General features: G+C 63.1%; 15 protein-coding genes. 5 read left to right on the top strand and 10 right to left on the bottom strand.

All coding sequences use genetic code 11. The annotated features are described in order from the left end of the window. Positions 1-110: 110 nt before the first annotated feature. Complete coding sequence (locus tag QZ409_RS14365) at positions 111-905, bottom strand: hypothetical protein (protein ID WP_296712629.1); 795 nt, start codon at positions 903-905, stop codon at positions 111-113. Next, positions 902-3664, bottom strand: a complete 2763-nt coding sequence (locus tag QZ409_RS14360; protein WP_296712626.1) for a glycoside hydrolase family 99-like domain-containing protein — start codon at positions 3662-3664, stop codon at positions 902-904. The genes QZ409_RS14365 and QZ409_RS14360 overlap by 4 nt, the downstream gene beginning before the upstream one ends. On the opposite strand from QZ409_RS14360, the gene QZ409_RS14355 reads away from it, so the two are divergent. Next, entirely contained in the window at positions 3663-4139 is a 477-nt protein-coding gene (locus QZ409_RS14355) for a hypothetical protein (RefSeq protein ID WP_296712623.1), read from the top strand. The genes QZ409_RS14360 and QZ409_RS14355 overlap by 2 nt on opposite strands. Positions 4140-4169: 30 nt before the next feature. Here the strand turns inward: QZ409_RS14355 and QZ409_RS14350 are convergent, their stop codons facing one another. From QZ409_RS14350 to QZ409_RS14335, 4 genes are all read right to left on the bottom strand, one after another. Further along, positions 4170-5771, bottom strand: a complete 1602-nt coding sequence (locus tag QZ409_RS14350; RefSeq protein ID WP_296712621.1) for a tetratricopeptide repeat protein — start codon at positions 5769-5771, stop codon at positions 4170-4172. A gap of 55 nt (positions 5772-5826) precedes the next feature. Continuing rightward, positions 5827-9255, bottom strand: coding sequence for a tetratricopeptide repeat protein (locus QZ409_RS14345; RefSeq protein ID WP_296712618.1), 3429 nt, complete (start codon positions 9253-9255; stop codon positions 5827-5829). A gap of 178 nt (positions 9256-9433) precedes the next feature. Further along, positions 9434-9898 carry a hypothetical protein gene (locus QZ409_RS14340; RefSeq protein WP_296712615.1) on the bottom strand — a complete coding sequence of 155 codons (465 nt, stop codon included), beginning with the start codon at positions 9896-9898 and terminating at the stop codon, positions 9434-9436. 346 nt (positions 9899-10244) lie between these two features. After that, a complete protein-coding gene (locus tag QZ409_RS14335) occupies positions 10245-10940 on the bottom strand; it encodes a pirin family protein (protein ID WP_296712613.1) in 696 nt (231 codons plus the stop codon). A 123-nt stretch (positions 10941-11063) separates the two neighbouring features. On the opposite strand from QZ409_RS14335, the gene QZ409_RS14330 reads away from it, so the two are divergent. Beyond that, positions 11064-11993, top strand: a complete 930-nt coding sequence (locus QZ409_RS14330) for a LysR family transcriptional regulator (RefSeq protein WP_296712610.1) — start codon at positions 11064-11066, stop codon at positions 11991-11993. A gap of 172 nt (positions 11994-12165) precedes the next feature. Next, positions 12166-12789 carry an FMN-dependent NADH-azoreductase gene (locus QZ409_RS14325; RefSeq protein WP_296712607.1) on the top strand — a complete coding sequence of 208 codons (624 nt, stop codon included), beginning with the start codon at positions 12166-12168 and terminating at the stop codon, positions 12787-12789. Between the two features lie 37 nt (positions 12790-12826). Here QZ409_RS14325 and QZ409_RS14320 read toward each other — a convergent pair whose 3' ends face one another. After that, the gene (locus QZ409_RS14320; RefSeq protein ID WP_296712605.1) at positions 12827-13597 is read right to left on the bottom strand and encodes an FCD domain-containing protein; all 771 of its coding nucleotides are present in this window, start codon (positions 13595-13597) and stop codon (positions 12827-12829) included. 188 nt (positions 13598-13785) lie between these two features. Here QZ409_RS14320 and QZ409_RS14315 point away from each other — a divergent pair, with 188 nt between their 5' ends. Both QZ409_RS14315 and QZ409_RS14310 read left to right on the top strand, forming a co-directional pair. Then, entirely contained in the window at positions 13786-15402 is a 1617-nt protein-coding gene (locus QZ409_RS14315) for an L-lactate permease (protein WP_296712603.1), read from the top strand. Positions 15403-15480: 78 nt separating this feature from the next. Next, on the top strand, positions 15481-18294 hold the full coding sequence (locus QZ409_RS14310; RefSeq protein WP_296712601.1) for an FAD-binding and (Fe-S)-binding domain-containing protein: 2814 nt from the start codon (positions 15481-15483) through the stop codon (positions 18292-18294). Positions 18295-18313: 19 nt separating this feature from the next. Here QZ409_RS14310 and QZ409_RS14305 read toward each other — a convergent pair whose 3' ends face one another. From QZ409_RS14305 to QZ409_RS14295, 3 genes are all read right to left on the bottom strand, one after another. After that, the gene (locus QZ409_RS14305) at positions 18314-19147 is read right to left on the bottom strand and encodes an NAD-dependent protein deacetylase (RefSeq protein ID WP_296712598.1); all 834 of its coding nucleotides are present in this window, start codon (positions 19145-19147) and stop codon (positions 18314-18316) included. Positions 19148-19243: 96 nt separating this feature from the next. Beyond that, complete coding sequence (locus QZ409_RS14300) at positions 19244-20689, bottom strand: HlyD family type I secretion periplasmic adaptor subunit (protein ID WP_296712596.1); 1446 nt, start codon at positions 20687-20689, stop codon at positions 19244-19246. Beyond that, positions 20689-23355, bottom strand: a complete 2667-nt coding sequence (locus QZ409_RS14295; protein WP_296712593.1) for a type I secretion system permease/ATPase — start codon at positions 23353-23355, stop codon at positions 20689-20691. The genes QZ409_RS14300 and QZ409_RS14295 overlap by 1 nt, the downstream gene beginning before the upstream one ends. Positions 23356-23407: the final 52 nt, after the last annotated feature.

The following is a 23407-nucleotide window of genomic DNA, read 5'->3' as shown; positions in this document are numbered from 1 at the left end:
GTTGATGTTCGCAACCCAACTCTGACCACAGAAATCGTCGATGACCACCGCAAGCCGCTCGCTCGCTACGGCGCTATGATGAGCGCGCTTCGCAAGCGGCTTGCTCCCGCTCAGCTACACCACTCGGCGGGACGCGACCCAAGGCAATCGCAAGCGGCGATCAGGCTATGTTGTTCATAAGCGCTCAATAGCTGATTGACGACGACGAAGGAATCCTGCGGGAGGTCGATCCGTGCGGCGAGGTCGTCAGACGCCTGCTTGTCGCCCTTCATTTTGAGGACCAGCTGGATATTTTCGAAAGGCCGTTCCACGATCAACCGCCGAAACATGTCGATCGCCGCGAAAGGGTTTTTCCGCGACGCATAGGACGAAAAATCCAGGAAGACGAGAAAGACGAAAGCAGATTCCCGCAAGCCGAAATGGCGCCTGGACAAGAAGGGTTGAATGGCCAGATCGACCGACTGGCCGATGAAATGCGATTCGACTCCGCTCGCCGCCAGCGCGTTTTTGACGAAATGCGAGATCGCCCAGACCTCGTCGAAACGCTTGAGCTGCTCGACCCAGACCTGCGGGAATTGTGGCAGCTCCCAGGCCGGGACGACGATATTGCGTCCCCCCGCGAAGGGTTCTCTCATCGCCTCCAGCGTCCGCAGGACCGGGTCGATTTCATCGCCATTGATATGGAAAATGCGATGGCCGCCGCCGAGCCGCTGCGTCTCGACCGGCGCGATCAGCTTGACGTGATCGGGGTCGGTCCTTGGCTCGCAGCGATAAATGTCGAGCGTCGCGACAGGCTCGTCGAGACTGGCGAGCGCGCGCAAATTGGCGCGCAATTCCTCGCCCTTGCCGATGGCCGCATAGGGATGGCCGACGAAAACATTTGGCGATGCGTCATCGGCGCTCACGCGATCATCCCTTTCGAGAGCAGCGCAAATCTGAGCGCGGCGAGCCAGCGATGGCCGAAGCCGCGATCGGGTTCAAGATGCGCGCCTTCCGCCCATTCGTTCCAGGCGTTGACGAAAAGCAGGCGCCTGTCGCCGACCTGAAAATCCAGCATTTCTTCCAGCTTGTGCTCGACATAGGCCTGAAACAGTTCGGGCTCGGCGCCGACCAGCGTCGTGCCGTTCAGCGGTTGGCGCGCCGTGTTGTCCCAGGTCGGCGCCACGGCCGGATAGCGCGGATAGTCTGTCGTCTTGCGCAGGACCGCATTGCGGGCCGTCCCCGCGTAATCATAGAGATGTCCATCCCAGCCTGCCTTCAGGGGTTTGACAGGGCTATTATATGGCTCGGCAATGCCCTGCGGCGGAAACTCGATACAGGCGTCGAAGCCGATCTCGGCGGGGCGGACACGGCGCTCGATCGCCTCCATGCTCTCGACATAAACGAGGTGAATTTCCGCATGGCCGGCTGCCGCGAAACGCGCGCGAAAATTCTGCGCCGCCCTCAACACGTCGGGAATCTGGAACGGACGATAGATCATCACCAGCGGCTTGCCGTCGACGCGGATCGCGCGCGGGTCGGACGCGAAGCGCGCCATATCCGTCGCGACCGAATCCAGCGTGGCGTCATCGTACAGCTGCTCCAGCAGCATGGAGCGCTCGCCGCCATCCCAGTGGCGCGTCCAGTTCTCATTCGCCCAGCACAAAGCGAAGCGGAAATCGATCTCGGGATGTTTGAGCAGCGCTTCCATCGGCTGTTCCAGCACGCGGTTCGCGCCGAAATTATAGTAATAGACCGCGAAGCCCTCGATCCCATATTGGCGCGCCAGGGCTTGCTGTTCGCCCATCGTTTCGACGCGACGCAGATCATAGAAGCCCAGATCCGTCGGCAGATGCGGCTGATAATGGCCCGCAAAGGACGGCGTCGCGCGGGTGACATTGGTCCATTCGGTGAAGCCGCGACCCCACCAGACATTGTTGCGGTCGATCGGATGGAACTGCGGCAGATAGAAGGCCAGCACGCGGGCGCGGTTCTGCTCGCGCAATTGCGGTCCCCATTTCTCCATCAGCTTCTGCTGGTTTGTCCGAGCGAGTTGCACGCGGCGACGGCGCGACTCGCGCGAGGTGGAGACGCTGAGATGATGGATGACCCGGGCGGCGGGCTCATAGACGATGCGCCAGCCCCGCTCGCGAAGGCGCAGGCAGAGATCAGCATCCTCGCAATAGGCGGGCGCGAATCGCTCGTCGAACAATGCGCCTTCGAGCGCGTCGCGCCGCAGCATCAGTCCGGCGCCCGAGCCATAGTCGATCTCGCGGGCGTAGCCGTAACTGGGGCGCTGGGGATCGTCGCCGACGCCGGTCATTACGCTCTCGCCGTCGAAACGCAGGGCGCAGCCCGCTTCCTGAAGCCTCCCATTGGGATAGAGAAACATGGGCGCCGCCGCGCCGATCCTCTCGTCCGCCTCGAGCGCGTCCGCGAGCAGGTCGATCGCGTCGTCGCAAACCTGGGTGTCATTGTTGAGAAGAAGCAGCAAGGGCGCGCTGGTCGCCGCGAAGGCGCGATTGCAGCTGCGCAGAAAATTCAGATTTTCGGGATGGCGAATGAAGGTCAGGCCGGGGACCTGTTCAAGCAGCCGCACCCTGTCGTCAGGCGAAGCATCGTCCGCGACAATGATCCGCAGCTTGCGGCGCAGCCGCGCGCGGCTCAGGGCGACAAGGCACTCCACCGTGATTTCAAATTCATCATAGCAGGGAATGAGGATATCGACGTCCGGCGAGTCCTCCTGCGCGAAGGCCAGTTCCTTGAGCGCGGCGAGATGGTCCTCGATGACCACCGGACAGATATTCCGCTCCCGAAAGGTTTCGAGCCGGGCGCGACGGGCTTTGGCGATCCCGTCGTTGAAACCGTTCCAACGATCGAGAATGGCCGCGGGCGCCTCGACGATGGCGACGTCATTGGTCGCGGCGGACAGCTCGACCTGTTCGTTGGACGCCTTGACTGTTTCACAGGGGCTGAGGCCAAGACGCCAGCCGACGGAAAGGAAATGCTGGAGCGGCCCGCCGGACGCCATGCTTTCGGGATGCTGGCGGACATAGAAGGCGGGATCGAACTGGTCGCCCACGGCCGCCGAGGCGGTGTCGCCATGCGTCATGAAATGGCGCACCAGTTCGACTCCTTTGCGCGGCGCTTTCGGCGCGCCGGCGGCATAGGCCTCGGGCTGGAAATAGGGATTGGGCGGCAGGTTCAGGTCTGCGCCGCGCGTGAGATAATGCAGCACGGCGCCTTCCCTCGGCGGGAGCCCGGCCTGGCCGCGATACCAGGCGAGCCACAGGAATGGACCGGGATCGCACCAGTCGAAGATCAAGGCGCTGGCGAAATCGTCGAGCTGCATCCGGGCGCCGAAAAGATCGGGACGCGCGCGCGCCATATAAGCAGGCTTGATCAGGGGATGCGGCGCGATGCTGCTGGCGAAGCCGAATTTGAAGAAATGCGAAAGAGGATTGAAGTCGGTTTCCACATTCGAACTGAACTGGGAAAGGTAATATTCGGCGTCGAAAAAGGGGAAGGCTTCCCTCCGCTCCTCGTCCGTCAGGATCATGAACGAATCGAATATTTCTTCGTAATAGAGCTTGTCCGCTGGCAGGTAAGGGCAGGCGATGGATGGGTCGATCAGACCACCCTTGATAAGCTTCCCGACAATATTTGGCAGCAAGGACTGCGTCATGCGCTCCACCGGACCCATTCTAAAACTTACGCAGCAAGATGTTCATGAAAAGGCTTTGAATGGATCAGCCTTGGAGTTGGACGCAAAAATCATCCAGGATCAACCCGAGGATTCGCAAATCGGGCGGCGGCGGCGAACGGAAGCGCGTGGTATGCAACAGGATATTCAGGCGCGATGGCGCCGCGAGTTCCGGCAGATCGAGCGCGAAGGCGCTCCATTGCGGCGGATCATGAGGCCGAATTTCGCCTATCGCCTTTTTGTCGATCGCTACGATAAGGATGCTGCCCTCCAGATCCTCGCCAGGCGGATTATAAGTCTTGCCGACCAGACGATGCGACCCGGCCGGCAGGTCGACGCAAAAACGACAGTAGCGACTGATCCAGCCGCCCGGAACATAGTCGCCGAAAACGAGGGTTGGAACAATTTTGTTCATGCTGCCCCAGCAATGTTGTTGAGCCTTGCCGCCTGCGTATGATGAATGCCTTTCAGGCTTTTTGCTGTGCAGCTAGGTCCCGTTGGTGATTTTGGCAGGCAAAATCCACTCTTTTTCCGGCTCAAATTCGCCAGGACGTGTTTTGAACCCCATCCATGCATCGACGCATGCGCCCACATCCAATGCGATTCCGCCAAGTTGTTTGATGCGGTGACAATAGATTTTCCCGAGCAGGCCAGCAGCGACAAGGAAGACGGCGCCACGTTTCGGAACCTGCAGAGTCGACATCAGCTCGTTGAACCTGTCAGGAAAATGGGCGGATCCCGAGCGCCCGCGAACGGCTTCGGGCAGGCGCGATTCTCCGGGCACTAACCACTCTCGAAACAGGTCAATTCCGTGGAATCGAGCGAGCCGCTCGGCCAACCCGGGGTGCGGACTGACAACGCCGAGAAAGTCGGCTCCAGCAAGCAAGCCTTGATAGAATGGCGAGACGCGATGGAGCTCGGCGTGAACAAATGCGGATGCAAATTTTGGCGCATGCGGCCGCTCCATGCGCTCTGCTAAAATGCGCTCCTGGACGCCAAGATATCCCCTATGAATGTTGTCCCGAACATATCTCCCGCTGGGGGTCACGCCAAGAATATCGGCGTCATTAATGGCCTCCCGGAAGAGACTGTAAAGATCGCGAACGCCTCCTTCGGAGGCGGCGGGCAAAGGCCGTCCGAACCAATTATCCCAGTGAAGTTCCAAAATCCCGTGAGCTTCGATTGGCAGGATCAAGTCACGCGCCTGGGGATCGAAATATGTCAAGAACCGAGCTTCTCCGTCGCCAAGCCTGATCAGCGAAAACGGGCGATTTTCATCAATCGCAGCGCGCAATTGCTGGAAAGCGGCAGCCCCCGTAAGCCAGGACTCCGTATGTTCTCGCTGGACGGCGGCGGCGACCAGCTCGTCAGTGTGAGACGCCAACGCAAGTTGGGCATGGCCCGAAAATGCCGCGACAAGAATTTCGAATCGTGAGCCCGCCTCTGGCGTCAAACTCTGCGCATGGGACACGACCGCATGATATTGTCCCGTTTCCGTGAGCGCCTGCAAGTAACTGAAATGCACGTCCTGGTCGTCGCAGTTCGAGGCAATCATTTCGGAAAGAACTGCGATTTGCTGGTCGCCCTTGTCTAAGAAATTTAGAAAGTTTGCGCGCATCAAATTACACTGAACATCGGATGGGGCCTGCCGGTGCAGTTCCTCCAGCAAGTCAAGACCCCGCTCGGCGTGGCCAAGCTCATATTCAATCTTGGCGGCTCTGATATATGATACGCGGTAGCTTGGAGCTGACTCTTTCGCCTTGAGATACCAGCCTAAAGCCTCCTTTTTGTCTCCGCGCTCAGCGTAAATGTCGCCAATTTCAATCTCGGAAAAATGGAAGCCTGGATTAAGCGTGAGCACTTTGTGGAAATATTTAAGCGCGGCTTCGTCATCTTCGCAGAGGCGCATCAGTACGCCCGCTTTGTGAAGGACTTCGATGTCCTGATCGAAGGCGTCAATCTCCGCCTGCACCTTCTGCCGGGCGTGCAGGGCGTCTCCTTGCTTCGCCATCGAAATCGCCGCTTCAAGATGCGACCGGGCCGCCTGAAGTGAATCCGCTTCGGCGTCGCCGATTTTGCTGATTTCCATAAATCCACTCCAGCAATTCAAAATGAGCTTGGACGCACTTCCGCCCGGTCCGGTTCTATAGCGGGGTCTCCCCTTCCGTCCCGACTTGCGGGACAGACGCCAACAAGTCGTCGATCAATGCGAGCGAAGAAGCGCCCTTTTTCTTGAACGCCGTGCGGCTCCAATGTTTCGGCGTATGCTTGTAGGCGGCCGCGCAATGGATGGCGACGGCCTTGAACAGATCATGGCGCTCCAGAACATAGATGTTTTTCAGGCGATCTTGGCGATGCCCGGCCAGATGGGCGGCGAGGCATCGCGTCAGCAGGCCGGGGCCGGTGGCGAGCCACAGCATGTCAGTGTCGCCGCGCTCAATGGCTTCGCGCGCGGCGGAGAGGGCGTGCGCGATGACCGGATGATGTGGGACGACGCCGATGAAATTATTGGCGACCGTGCCCAGATCTTCCTGATAGACGATCAGACTGCGATCGCCCGGGTCAATGGTCGGGATCGGCGCGAGGCAGCGATCGTCGGCGTCAATGTAATAGCCGCCTTCGTGATACAGGACCGCGAGGCGAAAAAGATCGGCCTTCATCGCCGCCTCATTAGCGCGGTCAAAAGCCGCAAGCGCGCCGGGCGGTCCCATGTCCTTCAGATAGCGGCGCGCGTCGGCCTTGCAAAAGCGGACATAGCTATAGCCGGCGTGCGCGTTGCGCCAGCCGTCGCAAAGGGCCTCGATGTCAGGCGGAATATTGTCGTCCCAATATTGCGTGATGCGCGGCGGGATGAGCCTCGCGCCCGGAGAGGCGTCGCCGGGCCGGTCGAGCAGGCCTTTTCGCCGCAGGGCGATCAGGTAGTTGGTGGCCGCCGGCGTATAATCAGGAAATTCGACGACCAGAGCCTCCAGGGCTTCGACTGGATCGTCCTTTGTCAGGCAGTCGCGCAGCAGAGAGAGCGCGGTTTCGTCGATCCGATACTCGTCCAGCAATTGCCCGATATGGGTTTGTGACGGCTTCCAGTTTCCCGCGTGCAGGAAGCGATGGGTCGGGTCATTGCGAACCGAGGAGTCCAGATGGGCTTGCGTCGCGTCGAGGTCGAGCCGAAGCAGGGCCGTCAGGGACGCGGTATGATGGATGCCCGAGTCTGTCGCGTAAAATTCGGCGGCATGGTTGAAGCAGGAATAGGCTTCGTCGAGGTCCCAGCGCGCGGCGGCGATCTGGCCCCGCAACATCGAAATCCTGACCTGCTCGCGCCGGCTGCAATGCGGCGGCGCATCGACCGCGCGCCGCGCCTCGTCGAAGGCGCCGAAGTGAATCAGAAGCGAAACATGATGGAACCAGAGATCGAAATGGGTCGGAAATTTTGCGGCCGCCTGTTTCAGCAAGGCGTGCGCCGCAGGATAATCGCCACGGCTTTGGAGAATTTCGGCTCTGAGAACTTGCGTTTCGGGCAAAGGCCCGAAGCGGCGATCGCAAGTCTCGAGCACGGCTTCCGCCTCGCTGGGCTGGCCAAGACGTTCAAGGCCGAGAGCGAGTTGCAGGTGCGATCCAAGATTTGACGGATCCAGCGCCACAGCTTTCCGCCGGCAGGCGACCGCGCCCCGCTCATCGTCAATCTGTCGAAGGACGGTGGCGAGCGCCTCCCACGCCTGGCCGCTCCTGGGATCGCGGCTGACCAATTTCGTCAGGCGGGTGACGGCTGGACCCGCCTGCCCCTGGCGAATATCCTCGGCCGCCAGCTCGATTTCGGCTTGCGGCTGGTGGGGATTCAGCGCCGCCGCGCTCGCGAAGGCCGCGCTTGCGGCGGCATATTCGCCTGTGGCGCGTTCCAAATATCCCAGTTGAAGCAGCAGGGCCGGTTCCGCCGGATGGCGTGAAGTCACGGCGCGCAGCACATTGCGCGCTTCGTCGAAGCGCCCGGCTTCGACCAATTCATTGCAAAAAGCGATGGCCCCCCAGATCGGCGCGCCAGGAAGCGCCATGGCGTCCTCGAACGCCTTTCGGGCGACGTCGCCGTCTCCCCGCCGTCGTGCGATCTGTCCCTTGCCCATCACGGCCCAGAAATTGTTTCCGTCCTCGGCAAGGATTGCGTCATAAAGCGCTTCCGCCTCGCCCAATCGCCAGGCGCCTAAATATTCATTCGCGAGGGCCAGTTGCGCCTGAAGATGGCGCGGATCAAGTTCAACGGCTTTCTCCAGCATTTGGATATGGTCGCTGGCGGAGGTCCTGTGCCGGATTCCGAGCGCATAGGCGAGCAGGGCGTCAGCGGAATTCGGATGGCTCTCGACCAGCGATTTGAGCAAAGGCTCGGCTTCGTCCGGGCGCCCGAGCTTCTGGAGTTCGGTCGCCACATCCTGGATTGCCCAGATCTGGGAGGGCTCGAGCGCCGCCGCCTTGCGGAAATGCGCCAGCGCCTCGGCGTGATCGCCGCGCTCGCGGGCCACCAGGCCGAGGCCGCGCCAGCCGTGAACATGGCCAGGGTCTTTGGTCACGACGGCGCGAAAGGACTCGGCGGCCTCGTCGAGCCGGCCAAGTTCGCGCAATTCCGCCGCGAGGTCATGCAGCATCAGCGTGTTCTCGGGGGCCAGCGCCGCCGCCTTGCGGAAATGCTCGATCGCCTCGGCGTGGTCGCCACGTTCGCGGGCCGCCATGCCGAGACCGCGCCATCCATAAATGTGGCCGGGGTCTTTTGTCACAACGGCGCGATAGGCCGCCGCCGCCTCGTCGAGCCGGCCGAGTTCGAGCAAGCCCATCGCAAGGTCGTGCAGCATCAACGTGTTTTGGGGGTCGAGCGCCGCCGCCTTGCGGAAATGCTCGAGCGCTTGGGCGTGATCGCCGCGTTGGCGGGCCGCCAGGCCGAGGCCGCGCCAGCCGTGAATATGGCCGGGATCCCCCTTCACGACGGCGCGAAAGGCCGTCCCCGCCTCGTCGAAGCGGCCAAGTTCGAGCAGGCCCATCGCGAGGTCGTGCAGCATCAGCGTGTTTTCGGGAGCGAGCGCCGCCGCCTTGCGGAAATGAGCCAGGGCTTCTTCATGGTCGCCGCGATCGCGCGCAACCATGCCCCGACCGCGCCAGCTGAAAATGTGGCCGGGGTCCTTGGCGACAACGGCGCTATAGGCTTCCGCCGCCTCATCAAGGCGCCCGATTTCTTGCAGGCCCATCGCGAGGTCGTGCAGCATCAGCGTGTTCTCGGGGTCGAGCGTCGCCGCCTTTTGAAAATGCGCCAGCGCCTCCGCGCGGTCGCCGCGATCGCGGGCCAGCAAGCCGAGGCCGCGCCAGCTGAACACATGGCCCGGGTCTTTGGTCAGTATGGCGCGATAGGCGTTCGTCGCTTCGTCGAGCCGCCCTCTTTCGCGCAGAGCCGTCGCCAGTTCGTAAAGCGCCAGCGTGTTTTCAGGATCGCGCTCCGCCGTCTCGCGGAGATGCTCCAATGCTTCGTCGCGCCGGGCAGAGGGCGTTTCCGGGAGCGCCGGCTTGGGCGTTTCAACTTGCTCTTCGTTCAAATGCATGACTGCCGGAACGTGGAATCGGAATATATCGATATCAGATACCGCTTATCTTCACACAGGCGAAGCCGAAGAAGGCGCGAAACGCTACCGTTGGCGGGTCATGTCGTCGCACCGCGCGAGGTGAAAATTCCACCGATCAAGCGTTCTTTCTTATATTTCCCGCAGCGCCGAGTTCGGATCAGACGGTTTCCGTGTCCTGATGCGAGAACGATTCCGCCCAGGCCTGGACCCAGGCGTCGGCGCGTTCATTCGGCGAGCGCATTTCAATTTCGCCGCGCGCGAGAAAATGTGCGAGGCCCGAGCTAAAGTCGCCTTCGGCGACCGAAGCGGCGACATCGGCATAGGTTTTCAGGTACCAGTCTTCGTCGAAATCGACCTTCGCAGCCTTCCGGCCCTCGAAAAATCCGTGTTCCCTGTAGTGCTTGCGCAGATCCGTGCCCTGCCCCGCCTCATAGGCTTCCGCTATATCATCGTTGTTTTGAAGATAATAATCTTCATTATAGTCGCATGACAAAGCAATATATTGTAAAAGTAGCCTCAGCGCCTTTTTTCTGACGGTTATATTGCCATCATCCAGCAAGTCATCCGCTGCGTCAGGAGCGCCAATCGCGCGAGCAATGGTTACATAGGAAGGGTTGTACATCGATTCCCCGTCTCACTTTGTCTCTCTGCGTGGCGCTTAAGAGTTATTCTTTGCGACTCGAGGCTCTATAAGTGACTCTATTCCTAAATTGGGCTTCACGCTGCGTCAAGATTAAACCGTTCCCAATATGGCCGACGATCGTTGAAGCAGCCGCTGATTCAATATGTTATCGTATTTTCAAGTCTTTGCCTGGCTGTATCGGCGACCGATGAGCGATCCGGCTTGCCGCGCGGCGATTTTGGCTTCGCTTGACGCCTCCGTCGATTTTTCGCGCGGGCGCCCCGATCCCGCCGGATCGGGGCGCCCGCCTGTCTTGCCGCGTCCCCTGAAAACTCTGGGGAGAGCGTCAGGCGGCGTCCACCAGGACGATCTCGCTATCCTCAAGCGCGGTCACCCGGATGGTTTCGAGATCTCTGATCGCGGCGCCGTCGCGCGTTCCGACGCGAAGGCCGTTGATTTCGACGGCTCCCGTGGCCGGGACGAGATAGGCGCTGCGGTCTTTCCCAAGCGCATATTCCGCACTTTGCCCCGCCTTGAGCGTCGCCGCCGCCACCCGCGCGTCGGCGCGGATCGGGAGAGCGTCATCCCCCGCGACGCCCGAGGCGAGCGTCACGAAGGAGCCCGCGCGGTCGCCCTTCGGAAAGGGCCGGCTTCCCCAGCTCGGCACCTCGCCGGTGCGGGTCGGCAGGATCCAGATCTGGAAGATCTCCGTCACCTTGTCCTCGAGATTATATTCCGAATGAACGATGCCGTGGCCCGCCGACATCACCTGCACATCGCCGGCTTCGGTGCGGCCCCTGTTGCCAAGATTGTCCTCATGGGTGATCGCGCCCTTCCGCACGAAAGTGACGATCTCCATATTGCGATGAGGATGCGGCGGGAAGCCGGTGTTGGGCTGAATGGCGTCATCGTTCCACACGCGCAGGGCGCCCCATCCCATGCGGGACGCGTCGTGATAATTGGCGAATGAGAAATGATGCTTGGCGTCGAGCCAGCCGTGGTTGTCGCCGCCAAGGCCGTTGAACGGACGAAGTTCGATCATGTTTGCCTCCTTGTTGGCCGGTTGCGCCGGCGATCCGGCGGGCCTGTCATGACAGCTATGTAGGCATTGTGGTCTTTTCTGTTTAGTGGGATAAAATACGATGTTCAATTCTAGAAAATAGAAATGTCAGAGCCCGGAATCCCAACCTTCGATCAGCTGCGGATCTTTCTGACGGTCGTCGAGACCGGCAGCTTCGCTGCGGCCGGACGCAAGCTCAATCGCGCGACATCCGTCATCTCCTATGGCGTCGCAAATCTGGAGGCGCAGCTCGGCGTCGAATTGTTCGATCGCGAATCGACGCGCCGTCCGCGCCTGACCGAAGCCGGGCGCGCGGTTCTGGCGGAGGCTGGCCATATCGCCCACGGCATGGATGGTTTGCGCGCGAAGGTGAAGGGCATGCTCGCGGGGTTGGAGCCTGAGGTTCGCCTCGCTGTCGACGTCATGGTTCCCTCGCGCCGGCTGGGCGAATTGCTGCGCGCGTTCAGCGAGAAATTTCCCACCGTCGCTCTGCGGCTCTCGGTCGAGGCGCTGGGCGCGGTGGCCGGTCTCGTGCTTGATCGCCACGCCGCGCTCGGCATCAGCGGCCCGCTCGCGGCTGAGCGCGCCGAACTGGAGCGAATCAGCGTCGGCGCGGTCGAGCTGGTCCCCGTCGCGGCGCCGGGCCATCCTTTGGCGCGGATGGAAAAGCTGCCGCCTGGCGCGGGGCGCGACCATGTGCAGCTGGTGCTGACCGACCGCTCGACGCTGTCCGAGGGACGCGATTTCGGCGTGGTCAGCGGGCGGACGTGGCGGCTTGCCGATCTTGGCGCGAAACATTCCTTGCTGCGCGAGGGGATCGGCTGGGGCAACATGCCGCTTGAAATGGTCGAGCCGGACCTGGCGTCGGGAAGATTGGTGCGGCTGGACATGCCCGACCATCCGGGCGGAATCATGCCGCTTTCCGCGATCTACCGCCGCGATGCGCCGCCGGGCCCGGCCGGAACATGGCTCCTGCAGCAATTCAGCGCCTGCGGCGCGCAGGACAAGGACTCGCTGAGGATGGCCGAGCTGTGACGCCGGGCTTCTTTTCTAATTTCTCGAACCTAATGATATAAATTATTCGGCTGTTTTGGTCGTCCAGCTGCTGACAGACTTGCGCCAGATCGAAATCGAGCCGCCTCAACCCGGCGGCCGTGCGCCTTCAGGCGCAATTCGATGAGCAAATCGCAGCAAAAGGACGCCCGCCATGACCCATTCCGTCAAGAAACTCCTGCATGTGGATTCCAGCATTCTCGGCGCCGGTTCGGTCAGCCGCGAATTGTCCGCCGAAATCGTCGCCGAGCAGCAGCGCCGCCATCCGGGCCTGTCCGTGACCTATCGCGATCTCGCCGTCGATCCGGTCGGGCATCTTTCCGGCGCGCATCTCGCCGCCTTCCAGGGCGCCGCGCCGGAAACGTCCGCGCTTGCGCAGGACCTCGCCGCCGGGCAGGCGGCGCTGGAGGAATTCCTGGCGGCCGACATCGTCGTCGTCGGCGCGCCCATGTATAATTTCTCGGTGCCAAGCCAGCTCAAGGCCTGGATCGACCGCCTCGCCGTCGCGGGCAAGACCTTCCGCTATAGCGAAAACGGCCCGGTCGGCCTTGCCGGAGGCAAGAAGGTGATCGTCGCCTCCTCGCGCGGCGGCTTTTACGGGCCCGGAACGCAGATTGAATTCCTCGACCATCAGGAAAATTACCTGCGCGGCGTATTCGGCTTCTTCGGCATTAGCGACGTCAGCTTCATCCGCGCGGAGGGCGTGGCGCTCGGCGGCGAACAGCGCGCCAAGGCCATCGCGGCAGCCCGCTCCGAGATCGCTCAGAAAGCGGCCTGATCATCTGCCCCTGATACCGAACGCGCCGTGGCGAAACTCAATCGCCGCGGCGCGCAAGCAATTCGCTGCGACCCATGCGGCGCAAAACGCGCGCGACGCGAACGTCTTCCTCACGCATTTGCTTGAGAGTCTCCGCCGTGGCGCGCATGTGGCCCGTTGCGGCTTCCGCCGCTTCGTCCGGCTGGCGGTTCACGATGGCCTCTCCAATCGCCAGGTGCTGCGTCAGCAATTGGTCGCGGAAGCCCTGATGGGAATAGAGATGGTGGCGGTTGTAAAACACGCCCCGCCGCAGCATGTCGGAAAAAGCGCGCATGATATGCAGCAGCACGATATTATGTGAGGCCTCATAGATCAGCATGTGGAGATCGGCGTCCGCCTCGGCCTCGGCGGTGGGGTCGTCGAGCTTATGCGCCGCCTTCATCCGATCCATGCATTTCTGGATCGCCTCGATCTCGAATTCGGTCGCGCGCAAGGCGGCGAGCCGCGCGGCCTCGCCCTCGATCAGGTTGCGATATTCCAGATAATCGATCAGCGCCTGCTCGCTTGACTGCAGCAAGGCGGCGAGCGGCTCGGTGAGCGGCGCCATGAAGCGCGCGACATGCGTGCCGGATTTCGTCGTTTCGATCAGGCCGCGCTGTTGCAGGATGTCCAGCGCCTCGCGCAGGCAGGGCCGCGAAATTTCGAATTTCTCGGCCATTTCCCGCTCTGAGGCGAGCCTTTCGCCGGGCCTTAGCGCGCCTTCCAGAATCAATTGTTCGAGATGTTCGGCGATGGAGTCTGCGAGCTTCGGATTACGGACCGGTTCCATAGTGTGGTTCCTGAATTTCGCCGCCAGACTAGCATCCGGAAATAATTTGTCCACGGCCTCTTGAATGACAAAAAAATTTCCAGTAATAATTTCTGGTAAAGTTTTATGACCAGCCGAAGATGGCGATAAGGCAAAAAGACCACTCGGTCTCCATCGCGCGGTTCGGGCATAGGCTCTGGGGAGGAAACATGTTCGCACAGCTTTTGACGCCGATCGGCGATAGCCTCGGCCTGTCCTTCGTCGCGGCGATTCTGCCGGTCCTGACGGTTCTGATCCTGTTGGGCCTGCTGCGCCGTCCGGCGTGGCAAGCCTCTCTCGCCGGCCTCGTCGTCGGCCTCGCGGTGGCGATATGGGGCTGGAAAATGCCGGCCAATCTCGCTTTCGATTCCGTCCTGAACGGCGCGGTCTTCGCGCTCTGGCCCGTGATGTGGATCGTCGTCAACGCTCTGCTGCTTTACAATGTCGCGGTGAAGTCCGGCCGTTTCGACGCCTTTCGCGCCTGGGTCATTGACCATCTACCCAATGACCGGCGCATCATTCTTGTGGTCATCGGCTTCTGCTTCGGCGCGCTGCTCGAAGGCGTGGCCGGTTTCGGCACGCCGGTCGCGATCACCTCGTCCCTGCTGATCCTGTGCGGCTTTCCGCCAATCGAAGCTCTGGTTTTCGTGCTCATCTTCAACACCGCGCCCGTCGCCTTCGGCGCGCTCGGCGTGCCGGTTACGGTGCTTGGCGCTGTGACCGGGCTGCCCGCCCAGGCGCTCGGCGCGATGATCGGCCGCCAGCTGCCGGTCATTGCGCTGATGCTGCCCTTCTATGTCATGTTCGTTTATGGCGGCATGCGCTCGGTCAAGGCGCTCTGGCCGGTCCTGCTGGTATCGGGCGGCAGCTTCGCCATCTCGCAATTCGTATCCTCGAACTTCCTCGATTACGCACTCACCGACGTGCTGTCCTCGCTGGGTTCGCTGATCGGCACCATTCTCTTCCTGCAAGTATGGCGTCCGGCGCCGGATCCGGAATTCGCAGTCTCCGCCGCCGCGCTCGCGGAAGAGAGCAAATCCGAAGTCGCGCCCTGGCAGGGCTGGCTGCCCTGGCTGATCGTCTCGGGCGTTGTGATCGCCTGGACCCATTTCGGCTGGGCCACGATCGCGCAGTCCAAGATCGAATGGCCCGGCCTGCATAACGCCATTTCGATCACGCTTTATAAAGCCAAGCCCTATGCCGCGATCTGGGCTTTCCAGCCGCTCGGCAATGGCACGGCGATCCTGTTCGCCACGCTGGTCACGGCTTTCTTCGTGCGGATTTCGCCAAGCGATTTCCTCGGCTGTGTCAGCAATACGCTCCGCCAGATCCGGATCGCTGTCCTTACCGTCATGCTCATCATCGGCCTCGCCTATCTGATGAACTATTCGGGCATGGCCTATACGCTCGGTCACGCCGTCGCCTCGACCGGCCTGCTGTTTGTCTTCCTGTCGCCATTCCTGGGCTGGATCGCGGTGATGCTCTCGGGCAGCGATACCTCAGGCAACGCCTTGTTCGGCAATCTGCAAGTGGTGGCGGCCCGCCAGCTCGATCTCAACCCAATTCTGTTCGCCGCGACCAATTCGTCCGGCGGCGTGATGGGCAAGATGGTCTCGCCGCAGAATATCGCGACAGGCGTGTCCGTCACCAATCTCCAGAACAAGGAGGGCGAGGTCTTCGCGCGGACCTTCTGGCACAGCATCATCCTGACCTGCGTGCTGGCTGTGCTGGTCGCCATCCAGCAATTCGTGATCCCCTGGGTTATTCCGGTCGTCGCGAATCCTTGAGCGGAGCAGGCGCCGGCTCAAAGCCGGCGCCTGGATTTCCCGCGTCAGTCTGGTTCCCGTGACTTTTGGAGACATCCGTTGCTGCATCAAACCTCGGTCGGCGGCCTTGCGCTGGAATTTGAAAAAATCCTGCCGCGGGAACGCGTGTTCGCCGACCCCTTGCGGCGGCTCGCCTATGGAACGGACGCGAGCTTCTATCGTCTGACGCCGCAGGTGGTCGCCGTAGCGGAAGAAGAGGCGGATATTCTCGCCATTCTGGCCACCTGCCGCAGGCTCAAGGCGCCGGTCACCTTCCGCGCTGCCGGAACGTCGCTGTCCGGGCAGGCGGTGACGGATTCCGTCCTCGCCGTGCTCGGCGAGGGCTTCGCCACCTTCGCTTATGATGCGGCCTCGCAAGTGGCGCGGCTCGGCCCGTCGCTGGTCGGCGGCGAGGCCAACCGCCGCCTCGCGCCGCTCGCCCGCAAGATCGGCCCCGATCCCGCCTCCATCGCCACCGCCAAGATCGGCGGCATCGCGGCCAATAATTCCTCGGGCATGTGCTGCGGCGTGGGGCAGAATTCCTATCACACGCTCGCGAGCCTGCGGCTCGTGCTCGCCGACGGCGTTGCGCTGGACACGGCCGATCCCGCCAGCGTCGCAGGTTTTCGTCGCTCTCATGCAGCGCTGCTCGCAGGGCTTGCCGCATTGTCCGCTGAGATAAAGGTCGACGAGGTCACAGCCGCGCGCATAAAAGAAAAATTCCGTCTCAAGAACACCACCGGCTACGCCATCAACGCTCTGGTCGATTTTGACGATCCGATCGACATTCTCGCCCATCTGATGATCGGCTCGGAAGGCACGCTCGGCTTCCTGTCGCGGGTCGATTACCGCACCGTGCCGGAATATAAGGACAAGGCCTCGGCGCTGGTGGTCTTCGCCGATCTCGCCTCGGCCTGCCGCGCCGTGAGCGCGCTGAAAAGCGCGCCGGTCGAGGCGGTGGAGCTGCTCGACCGCGCCTCGCTCGAAAGCGTCAAGCACAAGAAGGGCATGCCGGTCGATGTCGATTCACTCGGGCCTCAGGCGGCGGCGCTGCTGATCGAATCGCGCGCCGCCGACGCTGAAACCTTGCGCGCGCAACTGGCGGCGGTCACGGCGACCATCGATCTGTCGACTACGCTCAATGGCGTGAATTTCACATCGGATCCCGTCGAATCCGGCCGGCTCTGGGATATTCGCAAGGGGACTTTTCCGGCGGTAGGCGGCAAGAGGCCGCCGGGGACCACAGTGATTATCGAGGATGTGGCCTTTCCGGTCGCGCGGCTGGCCGAGGCCACCGCCGACTTGCAGGCCCTGCTCCACGCTCATGGCTATCGCGAGGCGATCATTTTCGGCCATGCGCTGGAGGGCAATCTGCATTTCGTCTTTGCGCAGGGCTTCGAATCCGAGGCGGAGATCGCGCGCTATGCCGGTTTCATGGAGGCGGTGGCGGAGCTGGTCGTCGGCAAATATGACGGTTCTCTCAAGGCGGAGCATGGCACGGGGCGCAACATGGCGCCCTTTGTCGAGCGCGAATGGGGCGCGGTGGCAACGGCGGCGATGCGGCGCATCAAGGCGCTGCTCGATCCCGAAAACCTGCTCAATCCCGGCGTGCTGCTCAATGACGACGCCAAGATCCACCTGAAAAATCTGAAACCCATGCCGGCGACCTCGCCGCTGATCGATTCCTGCATCGAATGCGGCTTCTGCGAGCCGCAATGCCCGTCGAAAGGCCTGACCCTGTCGCCGCGCCAGCGCATCACGGCCGCGCGCGAAATGCGCCGCCTGCGCTGCGACGATCCCGATGCGCCGCAGCTGGCCGAGATGCAGAAGGCCTATGATTACGCAGGCGACGCCACTTGCGCCGGCTGTTCCCTGTGCTCGACGGTCTGCCCGCTGGAGATCGACACCGGCGCCTATATCCGCACTTTGCGCGCCGAACGGCGCGGCGGCGTGGCCCAGGCCGTCGCCGGAGCCGTGGCCAGCCATTTCGCCCTGACGCTCAAGGCGACGCGCGCCGGTCTCGCCGCCGGGGATTTCGCCGGTCGCATCCTGGGCGGCGATGCCGTGCAAAAGGCCTCCGCCGCCGCCCATCGCACGCTGGGCCTGCCGCGCCTGTCGCCGGCCATGCCGCGCGCCGCATGGCCTGAGGCCAGGCCAGCTACCGAGATTGCAGGCTTGGCGCCGGTGCTGTTCTTCCCGTCCTGCGCCAGCCGCGCCATGGGACCGGCGCCGGGCGACGACAGCCCGCCGCTGCAACAGGTCGCGGCGCAGGTTTTCGCGCGCGCCGGCTATCGTCTCGTTCTGCCCGAAGGCCTCGACGAGCTATGCTGCGGCCAGCCTTTCGCCTCCAAAGGCTTTCCGGACATCGCCAAGGCCAAGGCGGAGGAACTGGCGAACAGCCTGTCCTCCGATGGCGCCGCCATTCCGCTGGTGTTTGACACTTCACCCTGCGCCACACGCATGCAGGCCTTCGCCGGCCCCCGCTTCCGGCCAATCGATCTCGTCCAGTTCCTGCGCGACGAAATCGCGCCGAAACTGAGGCTGAAGCCTCTGCCGGAGACCATCGCCGTGCATGTCACCTGCTCGCTGCGCAAGGCGGGGCTGGCCTCGGCCTTGATCGACGTCGCCAGCGCCTGCGCGGAAACAGTGATCGCGCCCCCTGGCGTGACCTGCTGCGGCTTCGCCGGCGACAAGGGCTTTTCGCAGCCGGAGCTGAATGACCACGCCCTGCGCCACCTGAACGAAAGCCTGCCGGACGACTGCCGCGAAGGCTATTCCTCCAGCCGGACCTGCGAGATCGGCCTCGCCGCCCATTCCGGGCGGCGCTACCGCTCCATCCTGCATCTGATCGACGCGGCCTCGTCGCCGCGCTGAGCGGCAAGCGGCCCCTCGTTCACAGCAGAAAGGACAGCGCGGCTTCGCAGGATTGCTCCACCTTCAAGGCGAGCAAATGGTCGGCGCGCGTGCGCCCCAGCACGATCGCAGCGGTCGGCTTACCCTGAAGGGCCGCCGTCTCCGCGAAGCGGAAGCCGGAATAGACCATCAGCGACGTGCCGACCACCAGCACGGCGTCGGCTCGTTCCAGCGCCTGTATCGCCGTCTCGACGCGCTCGCGCGGGACGTTCTCGCCGAAAAACACCACATCCGGCTTCAGCAACCCGCCGCAGGACGCGCAGCAGGGGATGGAAAAAGATGTGAAATCCACGCCCTCGAGGTCGGCATCGCCGTCGGGCGCCTGGGCGGCTTCGAGCTCGGCCCAATCCGGATTGAGGCTTTCGAGCGCGGTCTGGAAATCTTCGCGCGGGCTTCGCCGCTCGCAGGCCATGCAGCGAATCCGGTCGAGCCGCCCGTGCAGGTCGATCACATTGCGGCTGCCGGCGGCCTGATGCAGACGGTCGACATTCTGGGTGACGAGCAAGGCGCTTTTACCCATCGCCTCCAGCCGGGCCAGGGCGTGATGCGCATCATTGGGCGCGGCATGCCGAAAACGTCGCCAGCCCAGCAGGCTGCGGGCCCAGTAGCGCCGCCGCGTCGGCTCCGAACCCATGAAGTCCTGAAAGGTCACGGGCTGCTTGCGCTTCCAGGCCCCGTCGGAATCGCGATAGTCGGGAATGCCAGAGCCGGTGCTGCACCCCGCGCCTGTCAGAATGAAGAGACGGCCGTGCCGCTCGACAAAGCGGCGAAGGTCGCTTTCGGTCGCTGGACGATCCTGCAACGCATGAGACATCGAGGCGCTCAAAAGTTTGGTCCCGGCAGCTTCTGCTGACCGGGACCATTATGAAGGGGGCGCGCCCGGCGCGCCAGACGCCGACGCTTGCCAATCTCACCGCTCGCGCAGGGACTCCTGATGGTGCTTTTCGAGCGGCGACAACAGATAGCTGATGATGCGCCGCGAGCCGGTCTTGATTTCGACCGTCACCGCCATGCCAGGGCTGAGCTTGACCGCCTCGTCGTCGATTTCCATCTGCGTCTTGTCGAGCGAGACGCGGGCGACATATTCGAGCGCTTGCGCCTTGCGCTCGCTGGAGTTGGTCGGGGCGCCTTCGGCGGCCTCGCCGGACTTGCCCTGAGGGGCCGCTTGCGCCACGGCGTCCTGCGACACGCTCAAGACCTTGCCGCGAATGAGGCCGTAGCGGGTGAAGTTGAAGGTGTCGACCTTGATGCCCGCTTCCTGGCCCGGATGCACGAAGCCGACGTCCTGATTGGGCAGCATGGCTTCGATCTCGAGCGCGCTATCCTCCGGAACGATGACCGCGAGCGCCTGGGCGGGCGTCACCACGCCGCCGACCGTATGAATGGCGAGCTGCTGCACCACCCCATCGACCGGCGCGGTCAGGCGTTGCAGCTTCGTCCTTTGCTCCGCCTTGACGGCGTCCTGCGCCACGCCCGCGGCGCGCGACTCCGCCTTGGTGAGGTCGGTGTAGATCGTCCGGCGGTACTCAGCTTCCGTGCGCTGCCGCGCCTCGCGTAGCGAAGCGATGGCCGCTTCGGATTCGCGCAGCCGGCTCTGCTGCACGCCGATGTCGAGCTTCATGCCGACGAGGTCCTGATATTCCGTCAGATAGACCAGCTTGCTGCCCAAAGCCTTGTCGAACAGGCCTTTTCGTACATCGACTCTCTCTTGCAGAACCGGGACCGTTCCCTCCAGCTTGGCGATGCCGGCGGCGACGGTGGCGCGCTCGGCCTCCCTCTGCGCCTGCTGGCGGTCGATTTCCGCGAGCTTGGCGGTTTGCTCCGACGTCTCGCTGATCAGATATTGCCGCTGCGTCTCGATCTGCTCCGGGCTCGCGCCTTGCGGCGGATGAAAACCGTCGAGCGGATCGGAAACGGCGCCGGTCCTCCAGGCCAGCGCGGCGCGCAGCCGCGCGACTTCGAGCGCGGCGGCGATCAGATCGCCCCTGATATGTTCGTGCTCGGCGCTGTTCATGGTCGGGTCGAGTTCAATCAGCACTTCACCCGCCTTGACCTTCTGGCCATCGTGGACGTGAATGGCGCTGACGACGCCGGTCTCGAACGGCTGGACCAATTTGGTCCGCCCGCTCGGCACAATCTTGCCGCTCGCGCTGGCGATGATGTCGACGTGGCCGATCGAGGCCCACGCCAGAGCGAAGCAGAAGATCCCAACGATGGTGGCGCCGATCGCCCGGCCGATCGGAGAGGGCGGCGTTTCCGTGATTTCGAGCGCCGCAGGCAGGAAGGCGATCTCATGCGCGCTGCGCGTCGGCGCCTTCCTGGGGAAGGGGACCACCTTCAAATTGGTCGAAGACATCAGGCTCCTCCCTGCATCTGGTGGAGCTTGGAGTAGCGGCCGTTCTGGCGGATCAACTGCTCGTGGGTGCCGTCCTCGACGATGCGCCCATGCTCGATGGTCAGGATGCGGTCGGCCTGGCGCACGGTCGAGAGCCGGTGCGCGATGACGAACACGGTCCGGCCGGCGGCGATGCGTTTCATATTCTGTTGGATGGCGCGTTCGCTTTCATAGTCCAGCGCGCTGGTCGCTTCGTCGAAGATCAGGATGCGCGGGTCGGTGACAAGAGCGCGCGCAATGGCCACGCGCTGCCGCTGGCCGCCCGACAGGGTTCCGCCGCGCTCGCCGACCACCGTGTCATAGCCGTCGGGCAGTTCGAGGATGAAATCATGCGCGCCGGCAAAACTGGCGGCGGCGATGACCTTTTCCATCGGCATGGCCGGATCGGCCAGCGCGATATTGTCGCGGATCGAGCAGTTGAACAGGGTGCTGTCCTGCAGGACCACGCCGATCTGGCGCCTTAGCCAGGCGATGTCGACCATGGCGAGATCGACGCCGTCCACCAGCACGCGCCCCTTCTCGGGAACGTAAAGGCGCTGGACCAGCTTGGCCAAGGTGCTCTTGCCCGAACCAGAGGAGCCGACAATGCCGATTACTTCGCCGGGCTTGACCGAGAAATGCACGTCATCCAGCGTCGTCGCGCCGTCGACGCGATAGCGGAAGCTGACATGTTCGAAGGTGACTTCGCCCCGGATCGTCGGCAGCGCGACGCGCCCCGGGCTGAAGCTCGGCTCCGGCACGGAGTTGAGAATGTCGCCCATCCGGTCGACCGAGAGGCGGGCCTGATGGAACTCCTGCCACATCTGCGCGAGCCGCAGCACGGGCGCGCTGACGCGGCCGGCCAGCATGTTGAAGGCCACAAGTTCACCGACGCTCAGATCGCCGCCGATCACCAGCTTGGCGCCGAAATAAAGAGTAGCCGCCGTCACCAGCTTGTTGATCGTCTGCACCGCCTGGCTGGCGTTATTGTTCAGGTTGAGGACGCGGAAGCTCGCCGCGACATAGCCCGCCAGCTGCTCTTCCCAGCGGCGCTGCATCTGCGGCTCGACCGCCATCGACTTGAGCGTTTCGACGCCCGAGACGCATTCGACCAGAAAGGCGTTGTTCTCCGCGCCGCGCTTGAACTTCTCGTCGAGGCGGCGGCGGAACAAGGGCGCCGCGCCTGCCGAAAGCCCGATATAGAGCGGGAATGACGCCAGCACGAGCCAGCTCAGGAACGGCGAATAATAGAACATCACCGCCAGGAAGGCGAAGGTGAAGACGAGATCGACCACCAGAGTCAGCGCCGAGCTGGTCAGGAATTGCCGGATGTTTTCAAGTTCGCGCACCCGCGCCAGCGAATCGCCGACGCGACGCGCCTGGAAATAGGCGATCGGCAAGGCCAGCAGATGTTTGAACAGCCGCGCGCCGAGTTCGACGTCGATGCGATTGGTCGTATGCGTGAACAGATAGGTCCGCAAGGCGCCGAGAACGCCCTCGGCGAGGGTCACGGCGACGAGGCCTGCGATCAGCACGTCCAGCGTGCTCATGCTGCGATGGGCCAGCACCTTGTCGATCACGACCTGGAAGAACAGCGGCGAAACGAGCGCAAAGAGCTGGAGAAAGAAGGATGCGATCAGAACTTCGCCGAGCAGGCGGCGATATTTATGAACGGCGCCGAGGAACCAGGTGATGTCGAAGCGCCGATTGAGCTCCGACAGCGGCGACCGGCGGGCCATCAGCACCAGGCGGCCGTCCCAGATCGCCTCGAATTCCTCGCGCGACAGCGTTTCCGGACGCGGCGAGGAGGGATATTGCACCAGCGCCTTGTCGTCGCCGACCTTGCCGAGGATCAGGAAGCCGCCATCTTTCAGGACGGCGATGCCGGGCAGCGGCGTCCGCGGCAGGCGATCCCAATTGGTCGCGCGCGCGCTCGCCTTGAGGCCCAGGTCCTTGGCGCAGCGCAACATTTCGACGACGCCGACACGCGCGACGCCAAGCCGATGCTTGATTTGCGCCGGATCGGCGCCGATGCCGTGGCATCCCAGCAGGAGAACCAGCGCGCCGAGGCCGGATTCAGAATCCCCTTCGGGCGCTTCGCCGGATGGAACGGAAATAGGCTCGGGGCTCTCCGCGTTCCGGCCCGCGATTTTGCGCAGGCTTGTCGTCGCCTCGCCGAGACGCCCGGCCGCGCTCGCGAACAAGCGCTTGAGGCCCGCAACGGACTGGTCCGCGATCGGCTTCCAGTCGAGGCTGCGCCGGTCGGCTAGCAGGACGCGTCCGCTCCACTCCTCTTCGAACTGGGCACGCGTCAGGAGTTCCGGCTTTGGCGATTCCGCGACGGGGCGCACGACCACGACATTTTCGTCGCTGATCTTGCCCAGCACCAGAAAACCGCCGTCGCGCAAGGCGGCGATCGCCGGAAATTGCGCCTGCGTCAGCCGCGCCCAATCCATCATGCGCGCGCGCGCCCTGACGCCGAAGGCGCGGGAATGTTTCAGGATGTCGTTGACGCCCAGAGGATCTTCGCCGGCCTGGCGTTTGATCTGATCGGGACGAGCGGCGGCGACGCCATGAAGGCGAAGAAAGATCGCCAATGCAAAGGCGCCGGGGTCCAGCGCTTGCGCATTATCCTGTCGTGAATCCATCCGGTATCGTTTCTTCTCGCTTGTGTTTCGGACTGCGCCTTCGCCAAGGGAA

Origin of the sequence: Rhodoblastus sp., from assembly GCF_019449565.1 — a bacterium.
In the GTDB taxonomy this organism is placed as follows: Bacteria; Pseudomonadota; Alphaproteobacteria; order Rhizobiales; family Beijerinckiaceae; genus Rhodoblastus.
Note: the sequence above shows the minus strand (reverse complement) of the source record. Positions and strands in the feature narration are given on the sequence as shown.